Genomic DNA, 15,965 nt, shown 5'->3' on the forward strand with positions numbered 1-15,965 from the left:
GTGGTTTTTTGGTGGTGACAATTCTGATTGGCGTGCTGGCGACGATTTCGCCGGTGTGAGGTGAGTGGGTTCGATGCTTCAGTGCTTCTGCGCGATCTGAATCAGATTGCCGCACGTGTCATCGAACACCGCCGTGGTCACCGGCCCCATCGCCGTCGGCGGCTGGGTGAAGCGCACGCCTTCGTTGCACAGCCGGGTGTACTCGGCCCGCACATCGTCGACACCGAACGAGGTGTAGGGAATCCCGTCCTGCTTAACCGCCGACTTGAAGGGTTTGGCCGCTGGGTGGGCGTCAGGCTCCAGCAGCAACTCGACCCCGTCGGGATCGCCCGGCGAGGTGAGGGTCAGCCAGCGAAACGGGCCCATCGGGATGTCATGTTTCAGTTCAAAACCCAACACGTCGCGGTAGAAGGCCAAAGCCTTGTCCTGATCGTCGACCATCACGCTGGTCACCACAATCTTCATGAGTTTTGCTCCCGACTGATGCGCAGTTTTTTGTCTCAGCGTAGCCGCTGATGGCGCAGATGTTTACGATGGGCGACCACAGGGAGCGAGGTATCGAAGATGACATTGACCGTCGAAAGCCTGGTCAGGATCGCCATGACCAATCCAGTCAACGCAGAAATCAGCGCCCGCTTGCCGGCGCTCGGGTTGAGCCAGTGCATGCTGACCGCCGGGTGTCTGTTTCAGGCTGTGTGGAATCAGCAGGCGCAGTTACCGCCCGCGTGGGGCGTTAAGGATTACGACGTCTTTTACTTCGATGAAGACCTGTCCTGGGAGGCCGAGAACGAGGTAATCCAGTCTGCACAGCGCCTGTTCCAGCACCTGGACGTTAACGTTGAAATCAAGAATCAGGCTCGCGTGCATCTTTGGTATCACCAACGATTCGGCGGGGCTTACCCTCCACTTCAGTCGTCCAGGGACGGGATCAATCGCTACCTGATTGCCGGTACGTGCATCGGCCTGGATATTGAAACCGGCGAAATCTATGCCCCCAACGGCTTGAACGACATCGAGCAAGGGCTGCTTCGGATCAATCCGAGAAATCCCAAACCGGAGTTGTTCGAACAGAAGGCCCGGAGTTATCAGGCACGCTGGCCCTGGCTGAAGATCATTGATCCCGGCACCACGGACCTTGCCTGAAAAGCGGCAGCCCCGAACGAGGCTGCCGCCATTGGGCTAGTTAGGGATCGGGATGGTCACACCTTCCTTCTGCAAGTCTTCGCGTACCGACTGGAATTTCTGGTACTTGGAAATTTCCACCGGGCCGTCGTAGGTCATGCTCTGAATTTTGCGGGGAGGGTACTGGGCGTAAGTCTTCATCAGGTTGTTGATCGCGATGCTGATGGGGACCATTGACCAGGTGCGCTCGGTGAAGTTGTTCATGAAAATGTCGTAGCGCTCTTGCGGGTCTTGCAGCAAGTCGAAGACCTGCGGCACGGTGGCCACGTACTTGGTCGCGCCTTTCCAGCCGAGGTTGGAGTCGACCGCCAGGCCACCGGTCTGGGCGCCGTCATCGCCGCGCAGGTTGAACACGGCCTTGAAGTTGCCGACACGGGCAGCTCCGGGCGACAGTTCGTTCTCGGTGAAGTAGAACCACTCCTTGCGTGGCGATGGGCCGGTGCCAAGCAATACCGGGGTCATGTCGTAGCTGTCGAACATGATGGGCTGACCTTCGCGGTCTTTCTCCGGCAGCTTGATGCCGGCCACCGAAGCAAACGTCGCCATCAAGTCCAGGCCACCGATGATGTCGTGGTTTTTCACAGCAGGTTTGATTTTTCCCGGCCAGACCATGATGGCTGGTACCCGGTTGCCACCTTCACGTACCGTGCCTTTGGTGCCACGGAATGGCGTATAGCCGGCGTCCGGATAAACGTCCTGCCAGGCGCCGTTATCGGTGGTGTAAACCACCAGGGTGTTCTTATCCAGTCCCAGCGCTTTTAGCTTGTCCATGATGCGGCCAATACGCGTGTCGAGTTCGACAACAGAGTCGGCGTACTTGGACTTGGAGATCGACTTGTGCACGAACTCCGGTGCCGGCAAGTTCGGCTGGTGCACTTTCATGAAGTTGACGTTGATGAAAAACGGTTTGTCAGACTTGGCGGCGGTGTCGAGGAACTCCATTGCGGCTTTCTCGACATAACCGTCAAAGTAGGGAATTCCGACTACGCCGGGTTTTCCATCGACTACCGGCGTATCCACATACTCGCCGTTGATCTTGAATTCCTCGACCGGTTTTTCACCGGCCTTGCCGGATAACGCACCCTTGGTCACTTTGGTGAACATGGCGCGGGTGTCCGGGTCCATGTCCGGGAACCATTCGGGATCGGCATAGGTGTAGGCATTGAGATGGTATAGGCCGACGTACTTCATCACGTCGTAACCCTGGGCATTGGGCATGGCGTAATCGGCTTCGCCCAAGTGCCATTTACCGGTGAAATAGGTGTCGTAGCCGCCGGTTTTCAACACCGAGGCCAGTGTCCACTCGGCTGCCGGCAAACCTCCGCCCTGACCCTGGAAGGCCACGGTGGTCATGCCGCTGCGGTTGGGGATGCGCCCGGTTTGCATGGCTGCCCGGCCGGGGGTGCAACTGGGTTGGGCGTAGAACGAGAAGAAGGTTGTACCTTCTGCCGCCAGTTCGTCGATGCTGGGCGTCGGCATGCCGCGACCGACACCGCCGCCATAGGGCCCGAGGTCACCGTAGCCGGTATCGTCGGATACGATAAACAGGATGTTGGGTTTTTCTGTCTGTGCAGCGTGGGCAACGTTCATTGCCATGAGTAGTGAACATGCAAGGTAAAACCTGGAGCGGTGCGAGAACTTGTTCATGCGGGTTTCCTTTCTCAAGTTCCGATCCTTGTTGCGGGCCGCTCAACAATCGAAGGCAATACAAGGATCTTTGTGAGTAACCCCCAAACTTTTAGCCTGAATAAGCACGGGGCTTATCCCCATTACCATTCACAGCGCCCGTGAAAGACTAGTACGCAGTTTTCGTTCCGTTTGCTGTTGGCGATGTATTTCTGTGTCACTCGTCGTTTATATCGGACCCTGGCTAAAGTTGTTTCATTGAGCCTTTTGCTTGATATCGCCACAGAAAATATCAACGTTGCCATCGGTCGCGGCGGTTCGCACGACGATGGCGTGGTCACTGGCAAGCAGCTCAGACAACGGCACCGGTACGCTCCTTGAAAAAGTCCAGCCGCCTACCGGTTGGCGCTCGGTGTTGACCTTGTCATTCATCTCATACGCCACGGGGCCGGGTTGAGCGCAGCTGCCTTTGTAGATGAAAGAGTAGAGGCGCAAGGGCAGTACGACGCCGTTGGGAACGCCGCTGACGAAAAAGCTGAGCCCGGTTTGTTTGCCCCAGTCGGACAACGCCACATTGCCGATATGACCGCTGTTCTGCCGGGTGGCGTCCAGCGTCACCGACACACTTTTGTTTGATGATGTAGCGCAGCCGAACAGGCTTGCGGTGACCAATAGAACGGTAAGTGAGTTTTTGAGCTTCATTGCCAAACTCCTGTTGAAGAACTACAAGGGGAGATTAGCGGGTATAGCTCAAATATCGTCTTCTGGCGGAAAGAGAACGGTCACAAAGGCTGCTATCGAACAATTAAATACTCAACCGTTAAGCCGGTGAAACATCACTGCCTTCAACCAGCAGCATCCGGTATTCCGCGCCTTTGAATCGGTGCTGACGCGCCTCCTGATACGCAGGGCTGTCGTACCACGCGCGGGCGGCGGCCATGTCGGGAAAACACAGGATGGCGACGCCTTCCGCCGATGGGCCTTCCAGCACTTCGAACTGGCCATAGAAGGCGAGGCGGGTGATGTCGTGACCGGTGCGGGCGAGGGGAGCCTTTTGTGCGTACTGTTGCAGTTGTTCGGCGTCGGTGGTGTGTTCGCGGATGAAAATGACGTAGGCGGACATGATGAATTCCTCAGTGAATTAAAAACGAGCCTCAGGACGCTGGGCGCTGCACCGGCATGCCCAGCGTGTTTGCCTGCGAGGCTTAGCGCAGCGCTTCGACAATCGCTTTTGCCAAGGGGCCACCCGATGCCGGGTTCTGGCCGGTCAGCAGGCGGCCGTCAACCACGACCTGTTCCTGCCAGACCTCTGCCGAGGAAAACTCGGCACCCTCGGCGCGCAGTGCATCTTCAAGCAGGAACGGCACGTCAGCCTGGGCGTAGCCGGACTCTTCATCGTTGGAGAAGGAGGTCAGCTTGCGGCCGCGTACCAGCGGTGTGCCGTCTTCCAGCTTGACGCCAAGGAATGCCGCCGGGCCATGGCACACGGCGGCGACGATCTTGCCGCCATTCCAGGCCCGCTCGACGGCGCGCTTCACGTCCGGGTCGGTGGCGATATCCACCATCGGGCCGAGGCCGCCAGGGAAGAAGATCGCGTCGTAATCGAGGACGTCCACTTCCGACAGTTTGCGGCTGTTGGCCATGCGGCGGATCGCCGAGCTGTTGCGGAACGCGAGCTGCGCAGGATCGCTTTCGTCGTAGCCGTCTTCCGGTGGCGTGCCGCCCAGTGGCGAGGCGTATTCGATTGCCACGCCCGCTTCGGTAAAGACCTCGTAAGGGTGGGCGACTTCAGGGAAGAAGTAGCCGGTGCGGCGCTGGTTCGGGCCGATTTCGGCGGTGTTGGTCAGGATGAACAGGACGTGTTTGATGCTCATGGTTTAACTCCTCGAAGATCCGGAGACTTTCGTCTCAGGCGGTTTGCGGCAGATTGACCGCACGGGTGGATTGACGGGTGTTGATCAGGGTCAGGGCAAAGATCGCCAAACCGGCCAGGGTCAGGGCAAAGCCTGCCCAAGCTACAGAGAGCAGGCCGTAGCCGGCATCAATCGTGTAGCCACCGCCCCAGGCGCCGATGGCGTTACCCAGGTTGCAGGCGGCCAGCGTCATGGCGCCCACCAGCGAGGGTGCTTGCGGCGCAAAGCGGGTTAGGCGCACTTGCATGGTCGGGATGGCAGCCATCAAACCGGCACCGAGGACAAACAGCGCGGAGAACAGAATCCAGGGTTCTTGCCCGCCGGTCGCGATGATCAGCAGCACGCCGAGTGCTATGCCAAAACCGAGCACGATGCCGCGCATCGGGTAACGGTCTGCCAGGTTGCCGCCAACCGAGTTGCCCACGGTCATGCCGATGCCGAAGAGGGCGAGCGCGACCGGGATCATCGCCGGTGCCAGTTTTGCCGCATCGGTCACGATGGGCCCGACGAAGGTGTAGATCGCAAACAGACTGGCAATCCCGGTGGTCGCGACGGCCATGACACCCCAGACTTGTCCGCTGCGCAGCGCCGACAGTTCCTGGGTGATCGGAGTGCCGTTCAACGCCTCGGTACGTGGCAGCCACTGGCGGATGGCAAGTAGCGCCAGGCCGGAAAGAACAGCCACCGCGAGATAGGTTTCACGCCATCCCAGGTGTTGCCCCAGGAACGTTGCCAGTGGCGAGCCGATAATCGTTGCGACGGTCAGGCCGGTCATGACGATGGCGAAGGCGCGGCCTTCCTGACCCGGCCCCAGGATGTAGGACGCGACCATGGCGCCCGCACCGAAATAGGCGCCTTGGGGCAGGCCACTCAAGAATCGCGCGGCCATCAGCAGGTTCAAATCGGTGGCGACCGCTGAAAGCACATTGCCGACGACAAACAGCGCCATCAGTGCCAGCAGCAATGTCCGCCGATTGAGCCGGGCTGCTGCAAGCGTCACCGCTGGCGCGCCGATGACGACTCCCAGCGCATAAGCGGTCACCGCGTTCGAGGCCTGCGGCACATCAATGCCCAGGCTGGCAGAGACCAGCTGAATGATGCCCATGCTGGCAAATTCGGACGTGCCGATGCAGAAACTGCCAAGTGCCAGCGCAAACAGCGCCAGGGAGCGAGCGAGCTTGCTCGATGGATTTGTCATGTAAATGTCCTCGAATGAACTGGATGCCTTGAGCGAGCATTCCGTGGGATTTGGCGGATCCCTTTGGATGGGCTAACTTTGCTTCACGCCCAGATATTCGAGAAATTTACTTATCTGATTCTAGATATTCACAGAGCATTATGAGTCATGCGATACGACCTCAATCTCCTGCCGGTTTTCAGGGCGCTCATGGAAGAGCGCAGCGTTACCCGGGCCGCCGCGCGCCTGGGCATCACCCAGCCGGCGTTGTCGAACGGGCTGAACCGGCTGCGCGACACGCTCAAGGATCCGCTGTTCATCCGTGAGCGCTACGGCATCAAACCCACACAGTTCGCCGAAGAGATCGCGCCGGTCATCGCCGAGACCCTGGCCCGGCTGGATGAAGTGATCATCGGGCGGCAGCAATTTGATCCAGCGACTTCAAACCGGCAGTTCAACATTGCGCCGAACAGCTTCGTCGAGATCGTGCTGATGCCGAGCATCATCGCCCAGCTGCGATTGCAGGCACCCGGGGTCAAAGTGTCGCTCACGCCGTTCGGCAATGACCTGGCCGAAACCGGGGTGATTTCGGGCACGACCGACATGGCGCTCGGACGCATCATCGATCCGCCGGACAATTTGATCATTCAGCATTTGATGGACGACGGCCTCGCGTGCGTCGTGCGTGCCGACCATCCCGATATCGAAGACACGATGTCGCGCGAGCAATACGAGCAGTTGCGGCATGTCAACGTGCTGCCGCCGGGGCGAATGAAAGTCGGACTGTTCCAGGTGCTGGAACGTCAGGGTTTGCGTCGCGAGCTGGCCATTTCAGTCACGCATTTCCTGGCGGTGCCGGAAATCATCGCCGTCACCGATTACTGCGCGACGCTGCCTCGACTCATCTGCAACCAGATTGCCCAGGACCCGCGATTCAAGGTGGTGGCAGCGCCTGTCGACCTGGGCACCTTCCCGGTGGAAATCGCCTGGCACGTTCGTTATCGCAACGATCCGGCCCACCAGTGGTTGCGACAGTTGCTGATTGAAACAGCTGCTGAGTTGGCGGGGAAAACGGAAGTTTGAACGAAGGCGCCAGTTTTGGCCGACGCCATCGTCAGTGACGCTGGAGGGTCAAGCGCTTTTGCTGGCGGCCAAATGGTAGGCAACCAAAGCATTGGCATGGCCATGCCCCATACCGTGTTCGGTCTTGAGCCAGGCCACCATTTCCATGTGCTTCTTGTCGCTGGCTGTTTTAAGCAGATCGAGCCAGTGGTTGATGGGTTGCCCGTACTTCTTTTCGATGGAAGGAAAGTACGAAGCCGGTCCTTTGGTTTTTGTATCTTCGGTCACGGTGCAAACTCCGCAAGTTTGAGGAACGTCAGCCACGACCTTAGCCGGTTTTTTCAAGCCGTCTAGAAAAAACAGTGAAGACAACCTGCCAGGCGAAATATCTGATTCGCGCGCAGATCGCGGAAGTCGAGATGAGGATCAGTGGTCGGTTCGATGATGATTGAGCTGCTACTTTTACATGCACCAACGCTTGCTTGTAGTGGAGATGCAGCATGGACCGATTCACCGGCGGTTGCCTGTGCGGCAATGTTCGTATCGTGGCCTCGGGACGTCCCTATCGAGTCGGGCTCTGCCACTGCCTCGACTGCCGCAAACATCATGGGGCGCTTTTTTACGCCTCGGCGATATTTCCTCAGGATGCCGTGAAGATCGAGGGTGAAACACGCGACTACGGCGGGCGCTTTTTCTGTCCCCGCTGCGGTTCGTCGGTGTTTGCCCGCAGTGACGATGAAATCGAAGTGAACCTGGGTTCGCTGGATGCCCCGGATCAACTCAAACCCACCTACGAAAGCTGGACCGTGCGTCGCGAATCGTGGCTACCGGCGTTTCCCCTCGCCAGACACTACGAGCATGATCGTGAGGGAACCGGGCGCGTTGAGGAGTAGGGCACGCAGTAGCTCAAACAGCTTGTCGTAGCGCTTGCATCAACTGCCGCACGCACTGCGCTTCGACAACGCCTTGCTCTGCGCCTTGCTGAAACACCGCGCAACACGCCGAGGTTTCGCCATCGGAGCAACGGTAAACCGCGATGACGCTACCGGGCCCGCCGCCGGTGTGCCCGCAAGAAGTCAAACCGCCCTCGATTTCGCCCTGCATCACACCCAGTCCATAACCCGCGACAACCCAAGGGCGACCGGCAATCGGACCGCCCAAGATCCGCACCGTTTGCATTTGCTCAAGCAATGGCGCGGACAGGAGATGCCCGGCGAGCAATCGATCAAGAAACAGCGCCGCCTGTGAAACGGGGCCGATCAGCAAACCGTGATAGACCCACGCGGGGTCGTAGTTCGGGCAGGTCTCGGCTAAATCCGCGCGGGACGTAGCAAAGCGAACATTCGACAGGCCCAAGGGTGTCAACGCTCGTTGAGTGACGGCCTGTTCAATCGTCAGCTCCGTGACCAGTTCAATCAGCCTGGCGATAAGCATGTAGCCGACATTCGAGTAGCCCCAACCCGTTCCGGGACTGTAGCGAAGCCGGGTGCCTTCCAGACGTTGCATCATTTCATCCGCCGACCAGGCAGATTCATGGTTGGCGACAGCGGCGTGGTAGGGCGCCAGCTCGCCATAATCGGCGAGCCCCGCCTCATGCCGCAGCAGTTGGCGCAAGGTGAAAGGTTGATCGGGGAGTGGGTCGTCCAGTCCGATTCGACCATCGCGCACCAGTGTCAGCGCGGTCGCGGCCAGGACTGTTTTGGTGAAGCTCCACCAAGGGACCATGATCGGCGGTTCATCGGGCGTCAGCGACTGGCCGTTCGATATAAGTGAAATCAGCATGAATGGCCTTGGGAGTGGGGGGACAAGTCGGCAGGATAGCCCATTCGACTCCGAGAACGCGCCACTCCACGGACAGAAAACGAACCATCCGGACAGATCGCGCACAGATTTCCTGCTCGCGGGAATTTGTAACATTCAGTCTCACTTCGCCACAGATATTAGTCAGCCCAACGCTTTATCAATGAGGCTGCATCGTGTTTCAACGTCTTCTGTGTTCGCTGTCTGTTTTAAGCCTGTCCATCGCGGCCGCGCATGCCGCCGAGTCTGTTCCACTCAACACCCCGCGCCTGAAAGGCATGGACAACTTCCGCGATCTCGCCGGCACCACCACCGCGTACTCCACGGCCAATGACGGCACGGTGCGCGCCGGGGTGTTCTACCGCTCCAATGCGGTGACCCCGACCGCAGCGGATCTGACCATCCTCAACGGTCTCGGCATCAAGGCGGTCTACGACCTGCGGACCCCGAGCGAGATCGCCGCCACACCTGACACGCTGCTGACCGGCGCGACCTACAGCAACATCGACATCATCGGCGCCACCACCTCCGGCTCGAACATCACGAGTATCTCGTTCACCAGTGCCGCGCAAGCCTTCGCCATGATGCAAGAGACCAACCGCGCGTTCGTCAAGGATGCGGGGATGCGCAGCCAGTTCAACAGACTGTTCAACGAACTGGCCGGGGTCGACGGTGCCGCGTTGTTCCATTGCACCGCCGGTAAGGATCGCACCGGCTGGACCGCCGCCGTGCTGCTGAGCATCGCCGGGGTCGACAGTGCCACGATCATGAGCAACTACCTGGCGACCAACGACTACACTGCCGCGCGGATGGCGGCGACCCTGGCGGCAATGCCACCGAGCATGGCGGCCATCTATGCGCCGCTGCTCGGCGTGGACGCCAGTTACTTGCAGGCCGGCCTGGACCAGGTGACCGCGCAATACGGCAGCATGGACAACTACCTCAAGCAAGGTTTGGGTCTGTCCCAGCAAACCATTTATGTGCTGCGCGGCAAGATGGTCGAATACAACAGCCTGCCCGGTCAGCCAGGCTTTGTCGGCAACGCTGCCGCCGGTGCGCAACTGTTGCAACAGTTGCAGAACTCCAGCCTGTCGGGCACCTACAGCGACTACAACTACTACCTGCAATCGGCGATCGATGCCGGGACGCTCGGCGGCGTCGAGTCCACCGTCGGCGGTCAGGTGCACGCCGACGCCGCCAGCTACCTGCTGCGCCAGAGTGCGCTGATCGGTCAAGCCGCAGCGCCGTTCAGCAGCGGCACGGACCTCAAGGTCGGCCAATATCGTTTGTGGAGTACGGCCCTGGCGGGCTATCTCGGCACCGACGGTTCTTCCCATGCGCAGAGCAGCAACGAACACAGCCAAGGGTTGATGGTGGGCTTGACCCAGCGCTTTTCCGAACAACTCAGCGCATACGGCGGCTTCGGCTATAGCAAGGGCAGTGTTGGCGGGGCGGGTGGTGAAGCGGACACCGACCTGACGTTCTTCACCGCTGGCGCACGCTTTGCGCCGGACGGCCTGGAGCGCGGGCTGTTTATCGATGCAGACGCCAGCGCCGGGTGGGTCGACTACGACAGTAAACGCGACCTCGGTGGCGGCCTCGGCACGGCCAAGGGCGACAGCCATGGCAACCTCACCGGTTTGACTGTGGCGCTGGGCTACCGTGTGCCGGTCAGCGGCGTGACCCTCGAACCAAGCCTCGGCGTGCGCGTCAGCCACCTGGACCTCTCGGGTTTCCAGGAGAAAGGCAGCGAACTGGCCCTCGACGTCGACGGCATCCAGGAAACCCGCCGCAGTGCCGTGGCCAATCTCAATGCGTCGTTCGCCCCGATCGACATGGGCGCCTGGCAACTGGTGCCGGGTGTTCAGGTGGGTTACGAACATGTGCTGGGTGATCACGAGGTTGATAGCCAAGGGCATCTGCTGGGTTTGGATATCGAACAGCGTGCAGCCTTCGATAATCGGGATCAGTTCATCGGCGGCATCAATCTCATGGCTAACCTCGGCGCACTAAGTGTGGGAGCCGAAGTCGGCGCCAGCGGCGGAGGCGACAGCCACGGAAGCTATGGCAGCCTAAAGGCCAGTTATCTGTTTTGACGGGGACCTCTGTAGGAGCGAGCCTGCTCGCGATGGCGGTGTGTCAGTCGCCATGGGTGTTGGATGTGCTGACCTCATCGCGAGCAGGCTCACTCCCACAGGGTTTTGCGGCGAACACTGGATTTGCGGATGGCCAAATCCACTGTAGGAGCGAGCCTGCTCGCGATGGCGGCGTGTCAGTCGCCATGGGTGTTGGATGTGCCGACGCATTCGCGAGCAAGCTCGCTCCCACAGGGTTTTGCGGCGAACACGAGATGTGCGGAGGGCCTCGCTCCCAGCTGCTGGTAACAATCAGCCTGGATATCGCATTCGCAAACTCTTTCTCACCTCAGCCGGGCTGACGCCGTAGGCGTTCTGGAAATACTGGCAAAACCTGCCGACGTTGCTGAAGCCGTATTGCAGGGCAACGTCGGTGACCGAAGGTGCGGCACCTTGGGCCAGTTCGGCGTAGGCACGTTCCAAGCGAACCTGCCGCTGGTAGGCAACGATCGACGTCCCCATGAACCGTTGAAAACCATCCTGCAACGCGCGCAGGCTGACATTGCTTAGCCGTGCCAGATCAGTACCGCTGACCAAATTGTCGGGATGTTCCTGAATGTATTCGACAGCCAGCTTCACATGCCGTGGCGCGACTTGCGGGGCAGGGTGTTTGAGCGCTTGCGTGAAGTTGTGCGGCCAAGATTCCAGAACCGCATCGACCAGCATTTCCTGAAGGCGCGAAGGCATCAGCGAGCCCGTATTCATCAGCAAGTCGAATTCGCTTCCCGTGGCCAATTCCACCAAGGCCTTGATGCCCTGGAAGCCTGCGGCGTTCAGGTCCACCATCGGTTCGAAACGCAACTTGTCGAGGATCGGCCTGCCCAGCAGCGTCGAGAGTCGCTCGGTGAACAGCGCTCGCCTGATCGACACGCCGTAGTGCGCATGATCATCGCTGAAACGCATCGAGCGAACGTCGGCCTTGTCGATCGCCAGGCCAACCTGGGTAAAACCGACCGTCTCAGTGGCGTGATTGAAAATGATCTTGCCGGCGGTAGGAATGACGAAGGTGATTTCGTCCAGCGGGACCGGAAAGTCAACGCTGAAGTTGCCACGGTAATACATGCGGCGAAAACTCACGCCTTCATGCCTGCCGTAGACGCCGCCGATGATGATGCTGCTCGGCAGCGGCGGTGTGTCGGCGTAAAGGTTGCCGAACATCTTGCAGAACAGCGCGCCAAAGTCGTCGCTGCTCATGTCGTCGGACCTGAGGATGATCTGTTTGCGGGTCGTGCTTGAGTACACCGGAAGTGTCACCTTGAAGGGATGCGCCAATACGTTATCAGGTGTGAATGACAGGTTGGTGACGCATGGCGGAACACCGGCATACGCCTCACCCACAAGTCGACTCATCATTAATTTCTGAATGTTTCCGATTGAATTCGCTAAGTCCCATCGAATAACTCGATCTGATTAACCAACAATTCGCTGTTTTTTTGATGACGCAACGCCACGATAATTTCGCCACTATCAATGCTCAGAGGCAGTTCGCGATGGCGAAGGAAGGAAGCTACACCGGCACCGCAAAATGGCTGCATTGGGGCATGGCGCTGATCTGGGTGGCGGCCTGGGTCATCGGGATTGTGGCGACGCATTGGCGCGATGAATTCAATGCTCACCATGAACTGACTTTCCTGCACAAGGCCATGGCCAGCACGCTGCTGTTTCTCATCGTCGCGCGTGTTGCCTGGCGGTTGAGTCATCCGACGCCGGCGCTACCGGATTCGATGAGCCCCATGATGAAGCGCGGCGCGTATGTCGGGCACCTGCTGCTTTACGCCGTGGCGTTGATCGGCTTGCCGCTGTCGGGCTGGTATTGGAGTTCGGTCGCGGATAAACCAATCATGGTGGCGGCGTTGTTCGCACTGCCGCCGTTGGTCGATCCCGATCAGAGCCTGTACGACCTGGCCAAGGCGATTCACACCTATACAGCCTGGATGTGTGGCGCCCTGATCGGCGGTCATATGCTGGTTGCGCTCAAGCATCACTTCGTTGAAAAGGACGACGTACTCAAGGGCATGCTGCCGGAGCGCGGCAACTGATACTTAGCTGCGTCGCTCGGCCACCAACAGCAACGACTGCGGCAGCGGGCTTTGCGGGTGCTGCGGCTCCCGCAGGCTAGCTAGCTGAAAACCGGCCATGTCCAGCGCAGTGAACCAACTGGACAAGGTGCGCAAATACCACGGCATCGGCTGCCACCGGCCCTTGAACCCGGCGAAGGTCTCTTCCCTCCAGCCATCCTGATAATCGCCGGCTGCTGCGGCCCACGGATGCAGCGTCTGGATCACCAGCGCGCCGCCGGGGACGAGCAGGGCATGCATGGCGGCAAGCAGGGGGATGATGTCCTGGTGCAACAGGGCGAAGTTGGCGCAGATCACGTCGTAATCGCGGCCGATGTCCACTTTCGCCTCCACCAACTGTTCATAACTCGCCAGATGCACCGGCGAAGTGCCTGTCGTCTCTGCCGCCTCGACCAGCGTCGCATCGCCATCCACACCCACCACATGAATGCCCCGGTCGGCGAGTGCACGCAATAGCCAACCTTCGCCGCAACCCAGGTCGAGCACGCGCTCGGGCTGACGACTCAGCACCGCCAGCAGGACAGCCTGGTCGGTGACCTGGCGGCGGCTTTCGATGCTGCCGCTGCGCACGGCTTCGATCCAGTTGTGGGCGTTGTGATGCCAGCTTTGCAGGAGGGTGGATTCGAGGGTCGGCATGTCGATGTCCTGCGCGGGTGGTTACAGGAAAGGATAGGACCGGTTGGTCAGCATTGCCGAAAAGCACAAGACTTGCGGCTGAAAAGCCGGATAATGGCCGCCATTCGTTTAGCTCGTTATTCTGGTAATCCCGCATGGAAATCAAGGTCAATTTTCTCGACAACCTTCGACTTGAAGCCAAGTTCGACGACTTCACGGTGGTGGCCGACCAACCGATTCGCTACAAGGGCGATGGTTCGGCACCGGGTCCGTTCGACTACTTCCTGGCTTCGTCGGCGTTGTGTGCGGCTTACTTTGTGAAGTTGTACTGCCAGACCCGCAATATTCCCACCGAAAATATCCGCCTGTCGCAGAACAACATCGTCGACCCGGAAAACCGCTACAACCAGATTTTCAAGATTCAGGTCGAGTTGCCGGCGGATATCTCCGACAAGGACCGCCAGGGCATCTTGCGTTCCATCGACCGCTGCACGGTGAAAAAGGTGGTGCAGGCCGGGCCTGAGTTCGTGATCGAAGAGGTGGAAAACCTTGACGCCGATGCCCAGGCGTTGCTGATGCCTGCTTCCATGTCAGAGGCGGGCACCTATATCGCCGGCAAGGACCTGCCGCTGGAGCAAACCATCGCCAACATGTCGGGCATTCTGGCCGGCCTGGGCATGAAGATTGAAATCGCTTCGTGGCGCAATATCGTGCCCAACGTGTGGTCGCTGCATATCCGCGATGCGCACTCGCCGATGTGTTTTACCAACGGCAAGGGTGCAACCAAGGAAGGCGCGCTGGCCTCGGCGCTGGGCGAATTCATCGAGCGATTGAATTGCAACTTCTTCTACAACGATCAGTTCTGGGGTGAAGAACTCGCCAATGCAGCGTTCGTGCATTACCCGAACGAGCGCTGGTTCCAGCCGGGCCCTAAAGATGCGCTGCCTGCCGAGATTCTCGATGAATACTGCCTGAAAATTTACAACCGCGACGGCGAGTTGCGCGGCTCGCATCTGTACGACACCAACTCCGGCAATGAAGAGCGCGGCATTGTTTCGCTGCCGTTTGTGCGCCAGTCGGATGGCGAGGTAGTGTACTTCCCGTCCAACCTGATCGAAAACCTGTACCTCAGCAACGGCATGAGTGCCGGCAATACGCTGGCCGAAGCGCAGGTGCAGTGTCTGTCGGAAATTTTCGAACGCGCGGTCAAGCGCGAAATCATCGAAGGCGAATTTGCCCTGCCGGATGTACCGACCGAGGTGCTGGCGAAGTACCCGGGGATTCTGGCCGGCATTCAGGCGCTGGAAGAGCAGGGCTTCCCGGTGCTGGTGAAGGATGCGTCGCTTGGCGGCGAATTCCCGGTGATGTGCGTCACCCTGATGAACCCGCGTACCGGCGGTGTGTTCGCCTCGTTCGGCGCGCACCCAAGTCTTGAAGTGGCACTGGAACGCAGCCTCACCGAGTTGCTGCAGGGCCGCAGCTTCGAAGGCCTGAACGATCTGCCGCAGCCTACTTTTGAAGGCCACGCGGTGACCGAGCCGAATAACTTCGTCGAGCACTTCATCGACTCCAGCGGCGTGGTGTCGTGGCGCTTCTTCAGTGCCAAGTCGGATTACGAATTTGTCGAGTGGGACTTCTCCGGCGAGGGTGAAAACTCCAACACCGAGGAAGCCGCGACGCTGTTCGGCATTCTCGAAGGCATGGGCAAAGAAGCCTACATGGCGGTGTATGAACACATCGGCGCAACGGCCTGCCGCATCCTCGTGCCGGATTATTCGGAGATCTATCCGGTCGACGATCTGATCTGGGATAACACAAACAAGGCGTTGTTCTTCCGCGCCGACATCCTGAATCTGCATAGCCTGGACGAAGCCGAACTGAAGAGTCTGGTGGAGCGTCTGGTCGAAAGTGAGCTGGACGACTACACCGACATCACCACGTTGATCGGCATCGAATTTGACGACAACACCGCTTGGGGTCAGTTGACGATCCTGGAATTGAAACTGCTGATCTATCTCGCCTTGCAGCAATTCGAAGAGGCGAAAGAAGCGGTGGAAATGTTCCTGCAGTACAACGACAACACGGTTGAGCGCGGCTTGTTCTACCAGGCTGTGAATGCGGTGCTGGAGATGGAACTGGACGAAGACCTGGAGCTGGAAGACTACGAGGCCAATTTCCGCCGGATGTTCGGCAGCGAGCGGGTCGACGCAGCGATCGGCTCGGTGAACGGCAGCGTGCGCTTCCATGGCCTGACGCCGACGAGCATGAAGCTGGAAGGGCTCGATCGTCATCTGCGTTTGATCGACAGCTACAAAAAGCTGCACGCGGCGCGGGCCAAAGTGGCTGCCTTGTCCAGTTGATAGCTGTCGGGTCCTGA

The 15,965-nt window shown here is 59.4% G+C and carries 16 protein-coding genes; 6 read left to right on the forward strand and 10 right to left on the reverse strand.

Annotated elements, in window-relative coordinates; genetic code table 11:
• Window positions 1-78: 78 nt before the first annotated feature.
• The gene (locus ACM110_RS15430) at window positions 79-465 is read right to left on the reverse strand and encodes a VOC family protein (RefSeq protein ID WP_416128448.1); all 387 of its coding nucleotides are present in this window, start codon (window positions 463-465) and stop codon (window positions 79-81) included.
• Window positions 466-564: 99 nt separating this feature from the next.
• Between ACM110_RS15430 and ACM110_RS15435 the strand changes: the two genes are divergently transcribed.
• Window positions 565-1,143 (forward strand): nucleotidyltransferase family protein, encoded by a 579-nt coding sequence (locus ACM110_RS15435; RefSeq protein ID WP_416128449.1) that lies wholly within the window; start codon window positions 565-567, stop codon window positions 1,141-1,143.
• A 36-nt stretch (window positions 1,144-1,179) separates the two neighbouring features.
• Here the strand turns inward: ACM110_RS15435 and ACM110_RS15440 are convergent, their stop codons facing one another.
• The 5 genes from ACM110_RS15440 to ACM110_RS15460 all read right to left on the reverse strand — a co-directional run bounded on the left by ACM110_RS15440 (window position 1,180) and on the right by ACM110_RS15460 (window position 5,919).
• Window positions 1,180-2,829 (reverse strand): arylsulfatase, encoded by a 1,650-nt coding sequence (locus tag ACM110_RS15440; protein ID WP_416128450.1) that lies wholly within the window; start codon window positions 2,827-2,829, stop codon window positions 1,180-1,182.
• A gap of 234 nt (window positions 2,830-3,063) precedes the next feature.
• Window positions 3,064-3,510: a hypothetical protein gene (locus tag ACM110_RS15445; protein WP_416128451.1), complete on the reverse strand. Its 447-nt coding sequence runs from the start codon at window positions 3,508-3,510 to the stop codon at window positions 3,064-3,066.
• A gap of 118 nt (window positions 3,511-3,628) precedes the next feature.
• On the reverse strand, window positions 3,629-3,931 hold the full coding sequence (locus ACM110_RS15450; protein ID WP_416128452.1) for a DUF1330 domain-containing protein: 303 nt from the start codon (window positions 3,929-3,931) through the stop codon (window positions 3,629-3,631).
• An 82-nt stretch (window positions 3,932-4,013) separates the two neighbouring features.
• Window positions 4,014-4,682, reverse strand: coding sequence for a type 1 glutamine amidotransferase domain-containing protein (locus ACM110_RS15455; RefSeq protein ID WP_416128453.1), 669 nt, complete (start codon window positions 4,680-4,682; stop codon window positions 4,014-4,016).
• Window positions 4,683-4,716: 34 nt separating this feature from the next.
• The gene (locus ACM110_RS15460) at window positions 4,717-5,919 is read right to left on the reverse strand and encodes an MFS transporter (protein WP_416128454.1); all 1,203 of its coding nucleotides are present in this window, start codon (window positions 5,917-5,919) and stop codon (window positions 4,717-4,719) included.
• A 147-nt stretch (window positions 5,920-6,066) separates the two neighbouring features.
• Here ACM110_RS15460 and ACM110_RS15465 point away from each other — a divergent pair, with 147 nt between their 5' ends.
• Window positions 6,067-6,981 carry a LysR substrate-binding domain-containing protein gene (locus ACM110_RS15465; protein WP_416128455.1) on the forward strand — a complete coding sequence of 305 codons (915 nt, stop codon included), beginning with the start codon at window positions 6,067-6,069 and terminating at the stop codon, window positions 6,979-6,981.
• A 48-nt stretch (window positions 6,982-7,029) separates the two neighbouring features.
• Here ACM110_RS15465 and ACM110_RS15470 read toward each other — a convergent pair whose 3' ends face one another.
• Window positions 7,030-7,248 (reverse strand): DUF4287 domain-containing protein, encoded by a 219-nt coding sequence (locus ACM110_RS15470; RefSeq protein ID WP_338586192.1) that lies wholly within the window; start codon window positions 7,246-7,248, stop codon window positions 7,030-7,032.
• Between the two features lie 212 nt (window positions 7,249-7,460).
• Between ACM110_RS15470 and ACM110_RS15475 the strand changes: the two genes are divergently transcribed.
• A complete protein-coding gene (locus ACM110_RS15475; protein WP_416128456.1) occupies window positions 7,461-7,853 on the forward strand; it encodes a GFA family protein in 393 nt (130 codons plus the stop codon).
• Window positions 7,854-7,866: 13 nt separating this feature from the next.
• Here the strand turns inward: ACM110_RS15475 and ACM110_RS15480 are convergent, their stop codons facing one another.
• Window positions 7,867-8,742, reverse strand: a complete 876-nt coding sequence (locus ACM110_RS15480; RefSeq protein ID WP_416128457.1) for a serine hydrolase domain-containing protein — start codon at window positions 8,740-8,742, stop codon at window positions 7,867-7,869.
• Between the two features lie 194 nt (window positions 8,743-8,936).
• On the opposite strand from ACM110_RS15480, the gene ACM110_RS15485 reads away from it, so the two are divergent.
• Window positions 8,937-10,856: a tyrosine-protein phosphatase gene (locus ACM110_RS15485; RefSeq protein WP_416128458.1), complete on the forward strand. Its 1,920-nt coding sequence runs from the start codon at window positions 8,937-8,939 to the stop codon at window positions 10,854-10,856.
• A 291-nt stretch (window positions 10,857-11,147) separates the two neighbouring features.
• Here the strand turns inward: ACM110_RS15485 and ACM110_RS15490 are convergent, their stop codons facing one another.
• On the reverse strand, window positions 11,148-12,089 hold the full coding sequence (locus ACM110_RS15490) for a helix-turn-helix transcriptional regulator (protein ID WP_416128524.1): 942 nt from the start codon (window positions 12,087-12,089) through the stop codon (window positions 11,148-11,150).
• A gap of 296 nt (window positions 12,090-12,385) precedes the next feature.
• Between ACM110_RS15490 and ACM110_RS15495 the strand changes: the two genes are divergently transcribed.
• Complete coding sequence (locus tag ACM110_RS15495; protein ID WP_416128459.1) at window positions 12,386-12,934, forward strand: cytochrome b; 549 nt, start codon at window positions 12,386-12,388, stop codon at window positions 12,932-12,934.
• Window positions 12,935-12,937: 3 nt separating this feature from the next.
• Here the strand turns inward: ACM110_RS15495 and ACM110_RS15500 are convergent, their stop codons facing one another.
• Window positions 12,938-13,609 (reverse strand): class I SAM-dependent methyltransferase, encoded by a 672-nt coding sequence (locus ACM110_RS15500; protein WP_416128460.1) that lies wholly within the window; start codon window positions 13,607-13,609, stop codon window positions 12,938-12,940.
• A gap of 134 nt (window positions 13,610-13,743) precedes the next feature.
• On the opposite strand from ACM110_RS15500, the gene ACM110_RS15505 reads away from it, so the two are divergent.
• The gene (locus tag ACM110_RS15505; protein WP_416128461.1) at window positions 13,744-15,948 is read left to right on the forward strand and encodes an OsmC domain/YcaO domain-containing protein; all 2,205 of its coding nucleotides are present in this window, start codon (window positions 13,744-13,746) and stop codon (window positions 15,946-15,948) included.
• Window positions 15,949-15,965: the final 17 nt, after the last annotated feature.

This window comes from Pseudomonas sp. NFX98 (assembly GCF_047784845.1).
Lineage (GTDB): Bacteria > Pseudomonadota > Gammaproteobacteria > Pseudomonadales > Pseudomonadaceae > Aquipseudomonas.

Coding starts and splice junctions, on each gene's coding strand:
- ACM110_RS15430 (WP_416128448.1), bottom strand. CDS start 465: ATGAAGATTGTGGTGACCAGCGTGATGGTCGACGATCAGGACAAGGCT.
- ACM110_RS15435 (WP_416128449.1), top strand. CDS start 565: ATGACATTGACCGTCGAAAGCCTGGTCAGGATCGCCATGACCAATCCA.
- ACM110_RS15440 (WP_416128450.1), bottom strand. CDS start 2,829: ATGAACAAGTTCTCGCACCGCTCCAGGTTTTACCTTGCATGTTCACTA.
- ACM110_RS15445 (WP_416128451.1), bottom strand. CDS start 3,510: ATGAAGCTCAAAAACTCACTTACCGTTCTATTGGTCACCGCAAGCCTG.
- ACM110_RS15450 (WP_416128452.1), bottom strand. CDS start 3,931: ATGTCCGCCTACGTCATTTTCATCCGCGAACACACCACCGACGCCGAA.
- ACM110_RS15455 (WP_416128453.1), bottom strand. CDS start 4,682: ATGAGCATCAAACACGTCCTGTTCATCCTGACCAACACCGCCGAAATC.
- ACM110_RS15460 (WP_416128454.1), bottom strand. CDS start 5,919: ATGACAAATCCATCGAGCAAGCTCGCTCGCTCCCTGGCGCTGTTTGCG.
- ACM110_RS15465 (WP_416128455.1), top strand. CDS start 6,067: ATGCGATACGACCTCAATCTCCTGCCGGTTTTCAGGGCGCTCATGGAA.
- ACM110_RS15475 (WP_416128456.1), top strand. CDS start 7,461: ATGGACCGATTCACCGGCGGTTGCCTGTGCGGCAATGTTCGTATCGTG.
- ACM110_RS15480 (WP_416128457.1), bottom strand. CDS start 8,742: ATGCTGATTTCACTTATATCGAACGGCCAGTCGCTGACGCCCGATGAA.
- ACM110_RS15490 (WP_416128524.1), bottom strand. CDS start 12,089: ATGAGCAGCGACGACTTTGGCGCGCTGTTCTGCAAGATGTTCGGCAAC.
- ACM110_RS15495 (WP_416128459.1), top strand. CDS start 12,386: ATGGCGAAGGAAGGAAGCTACACCGGCACCGCAAAATGGCTGCATTGG.
- ACM110_RS15500 (WP_416128460.1), bottom strand. CDS start 13,609: ATGCCGACCCTCGAATCCACCCTCCTGCAAAGCTGGCATCACAACGCC.
- ACM110_RS15505 (WP_416128461.1), top strand. CDS start 13,744: ATGGAAATCAAGGTCAATTTTCTCGACAACCTTCGACTTGAAGCCAAG.